This is a genomic window from Streptomyces sp. NPDC048254, assembly GCF_043201895.1.
In the GTDB taxonomy this organism is placed as follows: Bacteria; Actinomycetota; Actinomycetes; order Streptomycetales; family Streptomycetaceae; genus Streptomyces.
Genome location: NZ_JBICZJ010000005.1, coordinates 133,841 through 149,368, shown reverse-complemented (window position 1 = coordinate 149,368; position 15,528 = coordinate 133,841). Strand labels below are relative to the sequence as shown.

Here is a 15,528-nt window from a genome sequence, read left to right as displayed (position 1 = left end):
CACGCTACGGGGTGGACATGCCATGGCGACGCGCATCGCGGGTTACGAGGTCGAGGGCGAGATCGGGCGGGGCGGCATGGCCGTCGTCTACCGTGCGACGGACCTGCGCCTGGACCGCACCGTCGCCCTGAAGCTGCTCGCCCCCGAGATGGCCCGCAACGACACCTTCCGCCGCCGCTTCACCCACGAGTCACGGGTGGCGGCCGCCCTCGACCACCCCCACATCGTGCCGATCTTCGAGGCCGGCGAGACGGACGGCGTGCTGTACATCGCGATGCGCTACGTGTCCGGCCCGGATCTGCGCGCACTCCTGGACAAGGAGGGCGTGCTGCCGGTGGCCACGGCGCTGCGGATCGCCGCCCAGATCGCCTCGGCGCTCGACGCGGCCCATGAGCACGACCTGGTGCACCGGGATGTGAAGCCCGGCAACGTGCTGGTGGCGCGGGGCACGGACAGCGACCACCCGGAGCACGTCTACCTCACGGACTTCGGGCTCACCAAGAAGTCGCTGTCGTTGACGGGGTTCACGACGGTCGGCGAGTTCGTCGGCACGCTCGACTACGTGGCGCCGGAGCAGATCTCGGGCCGCCCGGTGGACGGCCGGTGCGACCTCTACAGTCTGGCCTGCGTGGTCTTCGAGATGCTCGCCGGCGGACCGCCGTTCGTCCGGGACGAGGACATCGCGCTGCTGTGGGCGCACCAGTACGACCGGCCGCCCGCGCTGAGCGAGGTACGGTCCGGGCTGCCGCCGGGGCTGGACGAGGTGTTCGACAAGGCGCTGGCCAAGGCCCCCGAGGACCGTTTCGGCTCCTGCCTGGAGTTCGTGGGCGCGCTGCGGCTCGCCGCGTACGGAGTCGTACCGGGAGAACCGGCGTCGTCGGACCGTCCCACGGACCGGACCCCCACCGTCCGCCGGGACACCGGACCCACCCCCGGCCCGCCCACCCCCGGCCCGCCCACCTGGGCCCGCCCGATGTTCGGTCCCTAGGCCGGCCCCAGGCCCCGAGGTCCGCCGGACCCTCAGTCCTCCGTGAGGAACTGTTCCGCCCAGACGGTCTTGCCGGTGGTGGCGTGGCGGGTGCCCCAGCGTTGGGTGAGCTGGCCGACGAGGAGCAGGCCGCGGCCGCCCTCGTCGTAGGTGTGGGCCCGTCGCATGTGCGGGGCCGTGTTGCTGGAGTCGAAGACCTCGCAGGTGAGGGTGTGTTCGTCGTGGATGAGCCGGAGCCGGACGGGCGGCCGGCCGTACCGGAACGCGTTGGTGACCATCTCGCTGACGATCAGCTCGGTGATGAACGCGGCCTCCTCCAGCTGCCAGGCGATCAGCTGGCCGGTGGCCTGTTTGCGGGCGTCGGCGACGGCGGCGAGGTCGAAGGGCAGTTCCCAGGTGGCCACCCGGTCGGAGTGCAGGGCCCGGGTGCGGGCCACGAGCAGGGCGATGTCGTCGTCGGGGCGGTGGGTGAGCATGGTCGTCAGGACCCGGTCGCAGACGGTGTCCAGGTTCTGCGCGGGGCGGGCGAGCGCGGTGAACATCTTGTCCAGGGCCTCGTCGATGTCGTGGTCGCGGGGTTCTAGCAGGCCGTTGGTGTAGAGGGCGATCAGGCTGCCCTCGGGCAGTTCCGTCTCGAAGGACTCGAAGGGCAGCCCGCCCAGGCCCAGCGGGGGCCCGGCCGGCACGTCGAGGAAGTGGACGGCGCCCGAGGTGACCACGGCGGGCGGCGGATGTCCGGCCCGGGCGACGGTGAACCGGCGGGTGACCGGGTCGTACACGCCGTACAGGCAGGTCGTGCCGACCCCGCCGGCGGTCTCCTCGGCGTTGTCGGCGCCGGCCTCCTCGGCGGAGAGATGGACGACCAGGTCGTCCAGGTGGCTGAGGAGCTCGTCGGGCGGCAGATCGACGTCGGCCAGGGTGCGGACGGCGGTGCGGACCCGGCCCATGGTGGCGGCGGCCCGCATGCCGTGGCCGACCACGTCGCCCACGACGAGCGCGACCCGGGTCCCGGACAGCGGGATCACGTCGAACCAGTCGCCGCCCACCCCGGCCTGGCTGACCGAGGGCAGATAGCGGGTGGCGATGTCCAGCGCCGCCTGCTGGGGCAGCGTCTGCGGGAGCAGGCTGCGCTGGAGGGTCATCGTGGTGGTGTGCTGGCGCTGGGCGCGTTCGGTGCCGTGGATGCTGGTGGCCGTGCGGGCCGCCAGCTGCTCGGCCACCCACAGATCGTCCGGGTCGAACGGCTCGTTGCGCAGGCTCCGTCCGAACAGGGCCACCCCGAACGTGGTGCCGCCCGCCCGGAGCGGCACCGCCATCAGCGAGTGCGCCCCGCTGTCCCGGATCCACGCGGCCGCCAGCGGATCCTCCCGCGTCCAGCGGGTCACGATCTCGTCGTCGCTCGCGTACACCGTGCCCCGCCCCTCCGCCAGACACCGGCCCGACGGCGACCAGGGCGGGCAGCGCAGCACGTCGCCGGAGGGATGGGGGAGCGGCGGGCCCTGGGGCGCCGCCCGTACGGCCGCTCGTCGCAGCACCCGGCCGTCGGCGTCGGGTGCACCGGGCCCGGCCGCGTCCAGCAGGTCCACGGCGCAGGCGTCGGCGAAGGCGGGGACGACGACGTCGGCCAGCTCCCGCGCGGTGCGCTGCACGTCGGAGCTGGTGCCGATCCGCACCCCGGCGTCGCTCAGCAGCAGCATCCGCCGCCATACCAGCTGCTCGGACGGATCGGAGTGGGCGGTCAGGGTCACCGCCCGCACCCGCCCGTCCGCGTCCGTCAGCGGGGCGAGCCGTCCGTGCCACTCGTGCTCGGGGTCGGCCGGGTCCAGGCGCAGGCGGACGTCCTCGGGACCGCCGCCGTCCAGGATCCGCCGCATACCGGACTCGGCCTCGGTGCCGCCCTCGTACGGCGCGATGTCGGTCAGCCGCAGCCCGCGCATCATGCCCTCGGCGAGGGACAGGCTGCGCTGCATCCCGACGCTGGCCAGCGCCAGCCGCAGCCCGTCGTCGAAGACGGCGGCGACGCACGGGGACTGGTCGAAGGCCCATTCCCCGAGGGTCCGGTCGACGGCGGCCGCCGGCGGCCCGGTGACGGCGGACACCACCCGCCACTCCGTGCCGCCCGCCCGATCGCCGGAGGGCCGGCGGTGGACGAGTACGTCCCGGTCCAGCCGGTGCCCGTCGCGGTGGCGCAGGGCCGCGGTCCCGCTCCACCGCGGGCCGGCGGTCGCCTCCCGCCAGGTGTCCCCGTCCGGCTCGGCGAGCAGCCGGACGGCCTGCTGCCCCAGGATCTCGGCGGGCGGGTAGCCCAGCAGCAGCCTGGCCCCGTCGCTCCAGCCGGTCACGGCACCTCGCTCGTCGACCGTGACCGCGGCTGTGTACGTTCCCCGCGGTACGGCGTGGGTCCCCGCCCGGTTGCTGGGAGGGGTGGGACGTCGTTCCATCGCCGCTCATCCTTCGCGGAACCTGCACGGCCGGCTCTTCTCCCAGGATGGTCCCGGCCGACACGGAGCACCAATCCGCCGCCGGTACCACCCGGCCGCCGTGGTCACGCTCGTCCGGGGTTCCTGTGACACGCCTGTGACGGACGGCGGACAGCGTCATGACGTCGGCTTGTCAGGGTTTTGTAAACGGACAAATCGCCGTTATCGGTCAATCCGGCAAGGGAATCCTCATGAGCTTCGCCGTTGTCACCCAGCACACCGAGACCGCCGCCGCGCTGGCCCCGCGTGAGCGCGAGACGCTGAAGCACATCGCCGCGGGCTGCACATACCTGCAGGCCGCACGCCTGATGGGGCTCTCCCGGCACACCGTCGACGCCTACCTCCGCCGGATCCGCGCCAAGCTCGACATCAACACCACGGCCGAGCTCACCCGGCTGGCCATCTCTCTTGGCCTGTGAGATCCGCCCGGCCGTGACAGCGTGGGAACAACGGCTGGGCACGGTGTCCTGGAGGCGGAGATGACGGTGAACGGGCTCGGACTGGTGGTGCACGGGGGCCGGGCGGAGGCGGTGGACGCCGCCCGTGCCGTACGGGCGTGGGCGGCGGAGCACGGCGTGCGGTGCACGGACATCGACGTCTGGCACGACGGCGGACGGCACAGCTCCGGGGAGGAGGTCGCGGCCGCGGGCGATCCCGACCTGATCGTCACCCTCGGCGGCGACGGCACCTTCCTGCGCGGCGCCCGGCTCGCCGCCCACCACGACGCACTGGTCCTCGGCGTCGACCTGGGCCGGGTCGGCTTCCTGACCGAGGTGGCGGCCTGCTCGGTGCGGGAGGCGCTGGACGCGATCCGCGAGGACCGGTTCACCGTCGACAGCCGGATGCTGCTCACCATGCGCGCCTCCCGCCGGCTGGAGGTGCCGTCCGACATGGAGGAGCTGATGCGCTACGGCCGCGGGCCGCTGCTGCCGCCGCCCGAGGTACGCACCGACTGCGAGGAGGACACCGAGTGGGGGGTGCCCCTGCACATCACCGCGGTCAACGACGTCGTACTGGAGAAGCTGTCCCGGGACCGCCAGGTGTCCGTCGGCGTGTACGTCTCCGGGCGGCTGCTCGCCTCCTACTCCGCCGACGCGCTGCTGGTGGCGACGCCGACCGGCTCGACCGCCTACAGCTTCGCGGCCGGCGGTCCGGTCGTCTCGCCGTGCGCGGACGCGCTCGTCTTCACGCCGGTCGCCCCGCACATGATGTTCAACAGGTCGGTCGTCACCGCCCCGGACGAGGCCGTCGGCCTGCGCGTCCTGGAGCGCTCGGGGCAGGCCGCGGTCAGCGTCGACGGACAGGTGCGGGGTGTCCTGGGGCCGGGGGACTGGATCGGTGTGTACGCCGCCCCGGCCCGGCTGCGGGTGGTCCGGCTCGCGCCGATGGACTTCTACGGCCGGCTGCGCGAGCGCATGAACCTCACCGACGCCCCCGCCGCGGTCGCCGACGGCACCCCCGCGCCCCTGTGGTCGACGCGGACGCCCCCGCCCGGCGACATGGCCCACCTCTCCCTGCTGCCTGTCAGCCTGCTGAACGCCGAACCGGAAGAGCCGTGCGTAGAGGTGAAGGAGGGCGACGTCGCCCCGGCCCCCGGACACGGCTGACCACCACGCCGCCCTCGCTGCCGGCGGCTGGGCACTGGGCTGCTTTCGTCGCTCGCGGTTGACCACTGCGCCGCCCCCGCCGTCCGCGGCTGACCAACTGCGTCGCCCCTGCCACCGGCGGCTGACCACCGCACCGGCACGGGCGGCCGCCCGCGTCTCAGGGGCAGCCCGGCCGCCCGCCCCGGTGTCTCAGACGGTGCCCCGCCGGGCCGCGCTCGGTGTCATGCCGAACTCCGAGCGGAACGCGGTCGCGAACGACGCGTGGCTGGCGAAGCCGCAGGAGTACGCGATCTGCGCGATCGAGTGCGCCGCCCAACTCCCGCCGGCCAGCCGGGCCCGGGCCAGGTGCAGCCGTTCCCGGCGGATGAGGTCGCGGGCCGTCGTGCCGGACTCCCGCAGCACCTGCTGCACGTAGTGAACCGACCAGCCGAGCGCCCGGGCGATGGCGATCACGTCCAGGTCCGGTTCGCAGGCGTGCTGCCGGACATGACGGCGGATCGCGGCCTCGACCGTCGCCCGCTGCCCGGCGGGCGCCGTGTCGGTGCCGCCCTCCGCGGCCAGGCACATCAGGTCCAGCAGCCGGTCGCAGGCGATGTCGAAGGTGCGCTCGGAGAGCTGCTCGCGCTCCTCGTGCAGCGTGGTGGTCAACTGCCGGACGATCCGGCCCAGTCCACGGTCCGCACCCAGCATCCGCGGCTCGCCGGCCGCGAACGGGCTGCGCGCGGCGACGTCCGTGCCGGACATGATGAACGCGATCGACAGGAAGTCCGCGTCGTGCGCGAACCGCATCGGGCGGTCGATGTCGCACAGCACCATGCTGCCGGGCCGGATCTCCGCGGCCGACGGACCCTGCTCCACCCAGGCCGTACCGGCGAGCGGACCAGGAGTTCGTACGTTCCCCTGGGGTCGGAGCGGATGTGCCGGGACTCCCGCCGCACCACCTCCCGGCCGCCGGCACACAGGGCGAGGCCGTACGCCGTCGACTGCTGCCACTCCAGGCGGGCGCTCCACGGGGCCTCGTGGTCGGGCACGCTGATCCGGCTGGCGCCGTGCAGGCCGGTGAAGAGTTCGTCCCAGTCGCCGGCCGAGGTCAGGGTGAGGGCTTCGCTCCAGGAGTACACGCCTCATCGTAAGCTGCCCCGGGCGAGGGCCGTTGGGGCGTGCTCCGGCACCGCCGCGTGACCGGTCTCACACCGCGGCGGCCGAACTCGTGGGCCCGTCCGGCGTCTTGTCCATGTTCACCGAAGTCCGAGTTCACCGAAGTCCGAGTTCACCGAAGTCCGACCGAACGACCCGCGACGCATTGGACACAGCCCCCCCGTGACGGTTTCACGACGTTTCCTCGCCCCCGTCGTCCTGCCCGCCGACCCGTCCTGTTCCGTGCTCCGGGACGCGGCGGTGGACGTCGGCCCCGACGGCCGTATCACCTACTGCGGTCCGGCCGCCGCCGCGCCCCCGGTCCCGGACGCCCACCCGCGCACCCTGCTGACCGGCATCCTCGCCCCCGGACTCGTCAACACCCACGCGCACTCCCCGATGACCCTGCTTCGGGGACTCGGCGGCGACCTGCCGCTGCTGTCCTGGCTGCAGGACGCCGTCTGGCCGGCCGAGGCCCGCATGCGGGCGCAGGACGCCCACGCGGGCATGCTGCTCGGCTGTGTCGAGATGCAGCGCTACGGCGTGACCACCAGCGCCGAGATGTACGCGCACGCCGAGGCGGTGGCCGAGGCCGCACTGGAGGCCGGGAGCCGGGTGCTCCTCGCGCCCGCCTACTTCGACCGGCCCGGTGACGGCTGGCGCAGCGCCGTCGACGGGACAGGCAAGTGGATCGACGCCGACGGCCTGCGCTTCGGCCCGGGCGAACGGATCGAGCTCTGCTACGGCCCGCACTCCGCCTACACCCTGCCGCCCGAGGCCCTGCACGTCACGGCCGAGGAGTCCGCCCGGCGCGGCGCCCTGGTGCACATCCATGTCGCGGAGACCCTCGCCGAGGACGTCGAACAGCGCGCCCGGCACGGTTCCGTCCCGCAACTCCTCCGGGAGACCGGCCTGTTGGACGGGCGGCTGCTCGCGGCCCACGCCGTGCACCTGTCCGGCACCGACATCCGGCTGCTCGCCGAATCGGGCGCCGGGGTCGCCCACTGCCCGGGCTCCAACGCCAAGCTCGCCTCCGGGACGGCCGCCGTGCACGCCCTGCGCGCCGCGTCCGTCACCGTGGGCCTGGGCACCGACGGGCCCGCGAGCAACGACGACCTCGACCTGTGGGAGGAGGCGCGGCTCGCGATGATGTTCAGCCGCCTCGCCACCGGCGACCCGCTGGCGCTCACCGCCGCGGACGCCTTTCTCATGGCCACCTCGGTGGGCGCCGCCGCCCTGGGCCGCACGGACATCGGCGCCCTGCGGCCCGGGAACTGGGCGGACATGGTCCACATCTCCGTGGACGGGCCGCACTTCGCGACCGGCCTGGACGTCGAGGACGGCCGGCTGCTCGCCAACCTCATGTGGGCGGCGGGCTCCCGCGGGGTCCGGGACGTCTGGGTCGCGGGCGAGCCGGTGGTCGAGGACGGGGAGACGGTCCGCGTCGACCGCGGGGGCGCGCAGCGTGCCGCCGCCGAGGCGGCGGCACGCATCGTCTGACGGACCGGGTTTCCTAGCGGGTGCTGGTCACGAAGCCCGTCACCGCCCGGGCGAAGGCCGCCGGCTCCTCGATGTGGCCGAAGTGCCCGCTGTTGTCCAGGATCAGCAGTTCCGAGCCGGGGATCAGCCCGTGCAGTTCCTCGGCCCAGCGCACTCCGCAGATGAAGTCGTGGCGGCCGGCCAGCACGAGGGCGGGCACGGTGAGCCGGCCGAGGTCGGCGCGGTCGTCGACGACGACCGGGGAGAGGTCCTCGTCCAGACCGGAGATGTGGGTGGACGTCACCGCCGCCCGGAGGGGGGCGAACTCCGCCTCCCGGCCCCAGTAGTCGGCGAAGTACGCGGGGAACAGCCCCCGGGCGACCGCGGTGTGCTCGCTGTCGCCGCTGACGGCCGGAATGGCCTGGAAGGCCGCCAGCACCTCGGGGAGCCCGGGGTGGCCGGCGTTCCGCGCGGCGAACGCCTCCACCTGGCGCACGGTCTCGGCGACGTGCTCGGGGCCGGTCACCGGCAGGCTGTCGTAGAGGATCACCCCGGCGACGCGCTCGGGGTGGTGCAGGGCGTGGTACTGGGCGACGAAGCCGCCGTGCGAGTGGCCCAGCAGGTGCACCCCGGTGACGCCGAGGTGCTCGATCAGGGCGCCGAGGAACCGGCTGTAGCGGGCCCGGCTGTAGCCGTGCGGGTGGGAGGGCAGGCGGTCGGAGCCGCCGCTGCCGACCGGCTCCGGGTAGACGACCGTGAGATGCCGCTCCAGCTCGGGCATCCGCAGGTACTCCCAGGCGATGCCCGGCCCCCCGGAGTGCGCGACGCACACCGGCCCGGCGCCGTGCACGTGGTAGCGCTGCAGGAGACCGTCGACCTCGACGGTGTGGGTTCCGGTGGTGAGGGGATCGGTCAGGGGCGTGGTCATGGCTTCTCCGTGTCCGGCGGTTCGTGGTGACGACGGCAGGACGCCGGGGCGCGGGAGAAGTTCGAACCGGGTTGTGTGAGGGCGGTCACAGGCCGACTCGTCCGCCGTGCGCGAGCGGGTGCGTGGCCCGTCGCCTCGGCCGGCCATGGACCGTGGCCCGGCCCCTGACCGGCGCGCGGGCGCCGGTCAGGGGCGGTCGCGGCGGTGCTCAGTAGCGGCCGCCCACCGTCTGCGCGGCGAGCCCGTCCAGCGTGGCGACCTCCTCCGCGGTCAGCTCGATGCCCGCGGCGGCCACGTTCTGCTCCAGCCACTTCACGCGCTTCGTCCCCGGGATCGGCACCACCGGCACACCGAGCCGCGCACCGCGCGCGTGCACCCAGGCCAGCGCCAGCTGTGCCGGGGCGACGTCCCGCGCCTGGGCCAGGGCACGGATGGCGTCCGCGATCGCCTGGTTGTCCGCCGTCTGGAAGCGCGGCAGCCGCCGGCGGGCGTCACCGGCCGGCAGGGCACCGACGTCGACCGTGCCGGTCAGGAAGCCCCGGCCGAGCGGCGAGTACGCCACCAGCGCCACGCCCAGCTCGCGCAAGGCGTCCCCGACGGTGGTCTCCAGGTCACGGGACCAGATCGAGTACTCGCTCTGCACGGCCGCGACGGGGTGGACGGCGCTGGCGCGCCGCAGCAGTTCGCCGTTCACCTCGGAGAGGCCGATGTGCCCGATTTTGCCCTCCTTCACCAGCTCCGCCATGGCGCCGACGGACTCCTCGATCTCGGCGGTCCCCGGCGGCCGGTGCAGGTAGTAGAGGTCGATGTGGTCGACGCCCAACCGCAGCAGGGAGGCGTCGCAGGCGCGCTTGATGTAGCCCGCCTCGCCGCGCAGCACCCAGGTGTCGCTGCCCGTGCGGTCGATGCCGGTCTTCGTGGCGAGCTGGACCTGGTCGCGCCGTCCGGCGATGGCCCGGCCCACCAGCACCTCGTTGTGTCCGAAGGCGTAGGCGTCGGCGGTGTCGATGAGGGTGACGCCCAGGTCGAGGGCCCGGTGGACGGTGGTGATCGCGTCGTCCCAGCTGGTCGGCCCGTACCCCTCGCTCATGCCCATGCAGCCGAGCCCCTGGGCGGAGGTGGTGAGGCCACCGAGAGAAACCGTGTCCACGGCATGTCTCCGTTCGATGTCGGCGGTGCGTACGATGACAGATACCGGAGGATCCTCCGGTAGCAACGACGCTAACGGAGGATCCTCCGGTAAGCAAGTGGGAAGAATGCCGGGTACGGTGACCGGCCTGGAGGGGAGTACCGCATGAACGGACAAGGACCCGCGCGGCCCGTGCGCGCCCATGCCCGCCGCAACCGGGAGAAGCTCGTGGCGGCGGCCCTGGAGGAGTTCACGCGCACCGGCAAGGACGTGCCGCTCGACAGCATCGCCAGGGCGGCCGGCGTCGGCATCGGCACCCTCTACCGGCACTTCCCGACCCGGGAGTCCCTCGTCCTCGCCGCCTACGAGCACGAGGTGGACCAGCTGTGCGCCGTGGGGGACGAACTGCTCGCGGCGCTGCCGCCGGACCGGGCGCTGTGCGAGTTCATGGGCCGGCTGGCGAGCCTGCTGGTGACGAAGCAGCACATGTCCGAGGCGCTGCGCAGCGCCGGACCCGACGGCGGGGAGTCGTACGCGAAGGTCTACGACATGATCGGCACCCTGTTCACGGCGGGCGTCGCCGCCGGGACGCTCCGGTCCGACATGGAGACCGGTGACGTGGTGCGGGCCATGGGCGGCCTGCTGCGCCTGGACGTCGACGGGGACTGGAAGGGGCAGGCCGAGCGCCAGATCCGGCTCCTCATGGACGGCCTGCACGCAGGCGCTCCGGCCCGCGCCGAGGGGCGCGAACCGGAGCGGTGAGGGGAGACGGGGCCGGTCAGTCCGCGGAGCGCACCGCCGGCATGGCGAGCGCGACCGGCCCGCTCTTGCAGGAGTCGTGGCAGTCCTTCTCCAGACTGCAGCACAGCGAGCAGATCGCCCCCGAGTGGAACGGGCAGTTGGCCACGTCCGGCCGCTCGAACTCGGTCGTGCACACCGTGCAGGTCAGCACGGCCGCCGACGGCAGCCCGTCCGCGCCCAGCAGCGGCTCCGCCAGGTCGTCGACGCGGGCGATGTAGTACTTCCCCTTGGTCAGCACCGCGAACAGCGGCGAGAGCGCCATCGCCAGGAACAGCGCGATGAACGGCGAGTACGCCTTGCCGTACTCCCCGAAGGCGTGGAAGTAGGCGGCGATCGAGACCGCCGACGCGATCAGCATCGAACCGAAGCCGACCGGGTTGAAGTTGTACAGATGGGCGCGCTTGAACTCGATGTACGACGGGCTCAGCTTCAGCGGCTTGTTGATGACCAGGTCGGCGACGACCGCGCCGATCCAGGCGATCGCCACGTTGGAGTAGAAGCCGAGGACGGTGTTCAGGAAGCCGAAGACGCCGCCCTCCATCAGGGCCAGCGCGATACCGACGTTGAGGAAGATGTAGACGACGCGCCCGGGGTGACGGTGGGTCAGCCGGGAGAAGAAGTTCGACCAGGACAGTGAACCGGAGTACGCGTTCGTCGAGTTGATCTTTATCTGGGAGAGGATCACGAAGAACGTGGCCAGGCCCAGCGCGATGGGCGCGGCGAAGGTCTTGAAGCCGGACACGTACTGCTGGATCGGCTCGTTGGCCTTCGCCAGGCCCACGCTGCCGGCGATGTAGAAGGCGAGGAAGGCGCCGCCGATCTGCTTGGCCGCGCCGAGCACCACCCAGCCCGGACCGGCGGAGAGCACGGCCGCCCACCACTTCCTGCCGTTCTCCGGCGTCTTGTCCGGCATGAACCGCAGGTAGTCCACCTGCTCACCGATCTGCGCGATCAGCGACAGCGCCACACCGGCACCCGCGCCCACCCCGAGCATGCTGATGCTCGACCCGGTGGGCGAGTTCCCCGCGAAGTGCGTGAACTCCGAGAACTTGCCCGGTTCCTGGATCGCGATCGACACGAACGGCGCGACCATCAGCACCAGCCACACCGGCTGCGTCCACACCTGCATCTTCGACAGCGCGGTCATGCCGTAGATGACCAGCGGCAGGATGATGACCGAGCAGATCAGATAGCCGACGGCGAGCGGGATGTGCAGGCCCAGCTCCAGGGCCTGCGCCATGATCGAGCCTTCGAGGGCGAAGAAGATGAAGGTGAAGCTGGCGTAGATGACCGAGGTGAGCGTCGAGCCGAGGTAGCCGAAGCCCGCGCCCCGGGTCAACAGGTCCATGTCGATGGAGTACTTGGCCGAGTAGTACGAGATCGGGATGCCGGTGAGGAAGATGACCACCGCCGCGGTCAGGATCGCCACCAGCGCGCTGGAGAAGCCGTTGGAGATGGCGATCGAGCCGCCGATCGCGAAGTCCGCGAGATAGGCGATACCGCCGAGCGCCGTGGTGGCCACCACGTACGGGGTCCAGCGGCGGAAGGACTTCGGCGCGTAGCGCAGCGAGTAGTCCTCCAGCGTGTCGTTCTTCGCCCAGTCGTTGTAGGTCCGTTTGCCGTCCGTCCCGCCGTCCGCCACGGCCGGCGGCGCCTCTTTCCCGACGATCTCCGTCACGACTCTGCCCTCTCTCGTCCCCGGTCGTTTGCACGGAAGAGTCGCGGCGCGCTGTTTCCCGAACGTTTCACCTGCTTTAAAAGACAAAGCTTGATACTTCCCGTGGGAAGTATTGGACGTGATGGGGGAGTTGGGCTCAGAGCTGGGCGACGATGTGGAAGTCGAAGGCGTCCGCCCGCGCCAGATACAGCCGTTGCGCGAGATGGTTGCCGTGCAGCCGTACGACACCGCGCGGGCCCTCGTACGACACCGAGTCCCGTACCGCGCACATCGTCCGCACGTCCAGCGACCGGGCCCGCTCGGCCAGCGCCGCCAGCAGCCGTACCCCTTCGAAGCACGACTCGCCCGGGCTGCCCACCACGGGTGCGTGGGCACCGAACCTGGCCGCGTGGCGGGCGCTGAAGTCGAGGCTCTCGGCGGTGGCGAGGGTCTCGAAGAAACCGGCCGTCGCCCACAGCCCGTCGGTGGCCTCCGCACCCGTGGCCAGCAGGATGTTCTCGTCCATGTGGGTGCTCAGCCTGAGACACCGCTGGTGCAGCCCGTAGCCGGCGAACGCCCGGTTGAAGCGGGCCGCGTCCGCCCCGACCAGCAGCATCAGCACCGCGTCCGCCTCGCACCGCTCCACCCGGCGCAGCACCGGCCCGAACTCCTCCGTCCCGAGCGGCACGAACACCTCGTCCCGCACCCGGCCCCCGCACTCCCGCGCATACGCCCGTACCGTACGGGCGGTCACCCGGGGCCAGACGTAGTCGTTGCCCACCGTGCACCAGCGCCGCACCCCGGCCGCCTCCGCCAGCAGCCGCATCGCGGGCAGCAGTTGGGCGGCATCGGTCTCACCGGTCAGGAAGACGCCGGGAGTCCGCTCGCCGCCCTCGTACTGGGCGGTGTAGACATACGGCACCCGGCCCGCGATCCGGGGCAGCAGCGCCTGCCGCACCGCCGAGGTGTGCCAGCCCACCACCCCGTCCACGGCGCCCGGCGCGACCAGGGACCCGACCTCGGCCGCCACCCGCCGCGGCGGTGCCCCGCCGTCCACCGTGACCAGCCGGACCTCCCGGCCCAACACACCGCCCGTGGCGTTGAGTTCCTCCACGGCGAGGCGCGCGGCCGACTCGCACGACGGCCCGAAGACCCCCGCCGGTCCCTGCAACGGCACCACCAGGGCGACGACCAGGGGTGTACCCGAGGGGTCGCTCGGCGGCGCCCTGTGCATCAGGCCACCTCCGTGAGGGGCATGGGGAGCGGATTCCGGTCCCGGGCCCCGGCGCCCTCGCGGAGGCTCGTATTCTGCGCGCAGAGTAGACCTACCGGAAGGACACCGGCAATGCCGTCCGTACCCTCCTCGCCGGACCTCGCCCACCTCCTCAGCCACGCCGAGCGACGCGTCGTGCAACGGCTGGCCGCGGTACTGGCCGAGGAGGACTGCACGGTCGAGGAGTGGCGTGTGCTGTCGATCGTCGGGGACGGCCAGGGACATCCGATGTCCGAGATCGCCGAGCACGCGCTGATGCCGGCGCCCAGCCTGACCAAGCTCGTCGACCGCATGGTCGCCGGCGCCCTGGTGTACCGCCGCCCCGATCCGCACGACCGCCGCCGCGTCCTGCTCCACCTCACCCCGCGCGGCGAGGACCTGCACCGGCGCGCCGCCCGCCGGGTCCGCGCCGACCAGGCCCGGCTGCTCGCCGAGACAGCCGACGGGGGAGCGCTCGCCCGGCTGCTGCCCCGGCTCACGGCGGCGGCCGACGCCCGGACGGCCGACGCACCGAGCGCGGCCCGGCCCGTCTGACGCTCGCGCGCGGGTTGTTCGGTCCTCGCGGACGTGTATCGCCGCGGCGGGCCACAGCGCCGCCGCCTCCCGGACGGCCGGGCGTGAACGGCGATGTCCGGACGACGGCCTTCAGCGGGCGAGCGGCGCAATCACCGGCGGAGGTGTCACCAGCCGGTGAACAGCAGGTGGTTCAGCAGCAGCGCGAGCAGCGCCTGTGCCGTCAGCCAGGCGCGCGGGCGAGGCAGGAACGCGCAGGCCGGGAGCAGCCACATCGCGAACGGCAGCCAGATGCGCTCCGTCTCCGCCTTGCTCATCCCGGACACGTCGGCGACCAGCAGCGCGAGCAGCGCGACCGCCACCAGGAAGGCGAGGCGGACCGGTGCGGAGCCCGCCGTACGGCGGTGGACGAGCGTGGCGCCCGCCCGTCGCAGCCCCGCCACCGTCGCCAGGCCGGTGATGATCACCGTGCAGGCCAGGTTGGCCCACACCCAGTAGCCGTACGGGCGGGTGCCGCCGATGCCCTGGTAGTAGCGGGTGACCAGCAGCCGGTACCCCTCCCACCAGTCGAACCCGGCGAGCGTGAACACGACCGGGACGACCGCCGCCCCCGCCACCAGCAGGGCGAGGATCACCGGCCGCGCCCGGACCCGGCGCCGGCCGAGCACCAGCGCCGCCGCCCCGATGAGCGCGAAGAGCGTCAGGCCGTACGACAGGTAGCAGGTCAGGCCGTACAGCAGTCCCGCGCCCGCCGCCCACGCCACGGACCGTCCGGTCACCGCCAGCGCGAGCAGGGCCACCGCCCAGGCGGCGACCGCCGCGAAGTACCCGTCGGCCGAGGCGCCCACCCACACGGCGGCCGGGGCCAGCGCCAGGAACGGCGCGGCCCGCCGGGCGAGCCGCTCACCGGCCAGCGCCCGCACCGCGACCAGCACGGCGACACAGGCCGTGGACCCGACGGTGATGCACCAGGCGCCCGCCCAGCCGCCGCCGTGCAGCCCGGCCCGGTCCAGGAGGACGAAGGTGAGGGTGGCCGCCGGAGGGTGTCCGGCGATGTGGGCCGGCCAGGGGGCGGGAGTGCCGCTCACGATGTGGTGGGTGAAGTCGCGCAGGGTCGCCGGGATGTCGTGGAAGCGGCCGATGACCGTGAGGTACTCGTTCGGGCTGGTGAGCCGGCCGGCCACCCCCCGCTGCCAGCCGTCGACCAGCGCCAGCGACCAGGTCCAGGCCAGACAGGTGCCCCAGGCGGCGGCGAGCAGCCCGCGCCAGGGCAGCCGCACCGCCAGGTTCGGCCCGTACGCCACCACGGCGGCCGCGACCAGTACGGCGGCCGGAGTGCCCGGGCCCACGTGCGGGTCCCAGTCGGCGAACAGCGGCGGCCAGTGCACGAACAGGACGCGGTAGGTGTTCTGGAGGTGCCGGCCGACCAGGACGGCGACGAGCACGAGCAGGGCGGCGGCGAGGGCGGCGTACAGATCGGCGGGGCGATCACGGCGGGGAGCGCGGGTCACACCGGAACGCTAGGTCGGCGACCGG

At 73.1% G+C, this 15,528-nt stretch carries 13 protein-coding genes; 6 read left to right on the top strand and 7 right to left on the bottom strand.

What is annotated here, in order from left to right; translation table 11 throughout:
• Positions 1–22: 22 nt before the first annotated feature.
• On the top strand, positions 23–988 hold the full coding sequence (locus tag ACGFZQ_RS16090; protein ID WP_393840899.1) for a serine/threonine-protein kinase: 966 nt from the start codon (positions 23–25) through the stop codon (positions 986–988).
• Between the two features lie 32 nt (positions 989–1,020).
• On the opposite strand, the gene ACGFZQ_RS16085 is transcribed toward ACGFZQ_RS16090, so the two are convergent.
• Positions 1,021–3,429, bottom strand: coding sequence for a SpoIIE family protein phosphatase (locus tag ACGFZQ_RS16085; RefSeq protein WP_393840898.1), 2,409 nt, complete (start codon positions 3,427–3,429; stop codon positions 1,021–1,023).
• 230 nt (positions 3,430–3,659) lie between these two features.
• Between ACGFZQ_RS16085 and ACGFZQ_RS16080 the strand changes: the two genes are divergently transcribed.
• Together ACGFZQ_RS16080 and ACGFZQ_RS16075 are read left to right on the top strand one after the other, a co-directional pair.
• Positions 3,660–3,887: a response regulator transcription factor gene (locus ACGFZQ_RS16080; RefSeq protein WP_393840897.1), complete on the top strand. Its 228-nt coding sequence runs from the start codon at positions 3,660–3,662 to the stop codon at positions 3,885–3,887.
• A gap of 60 nt (positions 3,888–3,947) precedes the next feature.
• Entirely contained in the window at positions 3,948–5,075 is a 1,128-nt protein-coding gene (locus ACGFZQ_RS16075) for an NAD(+)/NADH kinase (RefSeq protein ID WP_393840896.1), read from the top strand.
• A 189-nt stretch (positions 5,076–5,264) separates the two neighbouring features.
• Here the strand turns inward: ACGFZQ_RS16075 and ACGFZQ_RS16070 are convergent, their stop codons facing one another.
• Positions 5,265–5,933 (bottom strand): AraC family transcriptional regulator, encoded by a 669-nt coding sequence (locus tag ACGFZQ_RS16070; protein WP_393840895.1) that lies wholly within the window; start codon positions 5,931–5,933, stop codon positions 5,265–5,267.
• A gap of 462 nt (positions 5,934–6,395) precedes the next feature.
• Here ACGFZQ_RS16070 and ACGFZQ_RS16065 point away from each other — a divergent pair, with 462 nt between their 5' ends.
• Entirely contained in the window at positions 6,396–7,712 is a 1,317-nt protein-coding gene (locus ACGFZQ_RS16065) for an amidohydrolase family protein (protein ID WP_393840894.1), read from the top strand.
• 13 nt (positions 7,713–7,725) lie between these two features.
• Here ACGFZQ_RS16065 and ACGFZQ_RS16060 read toward each other — a convergent pair whose 3' ends face one another.
• Both ACGFZQ_RS16060 and ACGFZQ_RS16055 read right to left on the bottom strand, forming a co-directional pair.
• Positions 7,726–8,619 carry an alpha/beta fold hydrolase gene (locus ACGFZQ_RS16060; RefSeq protein ID WP_393840893.1) on the bottom strand — a complete coding sequence of 298 codons (894 nt, stop codon included), beginning with the start codon at positions 8,617–8,619 and terminating at the stop codon, positions 7,726–7,728.
• A gap of 208 nt (positions 8,620–8,827) precedes the next feature.
• Positions 8,828–9,715 (bottom strand): aldo/keto reductase, encoded by an 888-nt coding sequence (locus ACGFZQ_RS16055; RefSeq protein WP_393841194.1) that lies wholly within the window; start codon positions 9,713–9,715, stop codon positions 8,828–8,830.
• Between the two features lie 198 nt (positions 9,716–9,913).
• On the opposite strand from ACGFZQ_RS16055, the gene ACGFZQ_RS16050 reads away from it, so the two are divergent.
• Positions 9,914–10,510, top strand: coding sequence for a TetR/AcrR family transcriptional regulator (locus ACGFZQ_RS16050; RefSeq protein ID WP_393840892.1), 597 nt, complete (start codon positions 9,914–9,916; stop codon positions 10,508–10,510).
• Between the two features lie 16 nt (positions 10,511–10,526).
• Here ACGFZQ_RS16050 and ACGFZQ_RS16045 read toward each other — a convergent pair whose 3' ends face one another.
• Together ACGFZQ_RS16045 and ACGFZQ_RS16040 are read right to left on the bottom strand one after the other, a co-directional pair.
• Positions 10,527–12,227, bottom strand: coding sequence for a purine-cytosine permease family protein (locus ACGFZQ_RS16045; RefSeq protein ID WP_393840891.1), 1,701 nt, complete (start codon positions 12,225–12,227; stop codon positions 10,527–10,529).
• 136 nt (positions 12,228–12,363) lie between these two features.
• Complete coding sequence (locus ACGFZQ_RS16040; RefSeq protein ID WP_351729528.1) at positions 12,364–13,440, bottom strand: substrate-binding domain-containing protein; 1,077 nt, start codon at positions 13,438–13,440, stop codon at positions 12,364–12,366.
• A gap of 111 nt (positions 13,441–13,551) precedes the next feature.
• On the opposite strand from ACGFZQ_RS16040, the gene ACGFZQ_RS16035 reads away from it, so the two are divergent.
• On the top strand, positions 13,552–14,013 hold the full coding sequence (locus ACGFZQ_RS16035; RefSeq protein ID WP_393840890.1) for a MarR family winged helix-turn-helix transcriptional regulator: 462 nt from the start codon (positions 13,552–13,554) through the stop codon (positions 14,011–14,013).
• A 146-nt stretch (positions 14,014–14,159) separates the two neighbouring features.
• On the opposite strand, the gene ACGFZQ_RS16030 is transcribed toward ACGFZQ_RS16035, so the two are convergent.
• Entirely contained in the window at positions 14,160–15,503 is a 1,344-nt protein-coding gene (locus ACGFZQ_RS16030; protein WP_393840889.1) for a hypothetical protein, read from the bottom strand.
• Between the last annotated feature and the right edge of the window lie 25 nt (positions 15,504–15,528).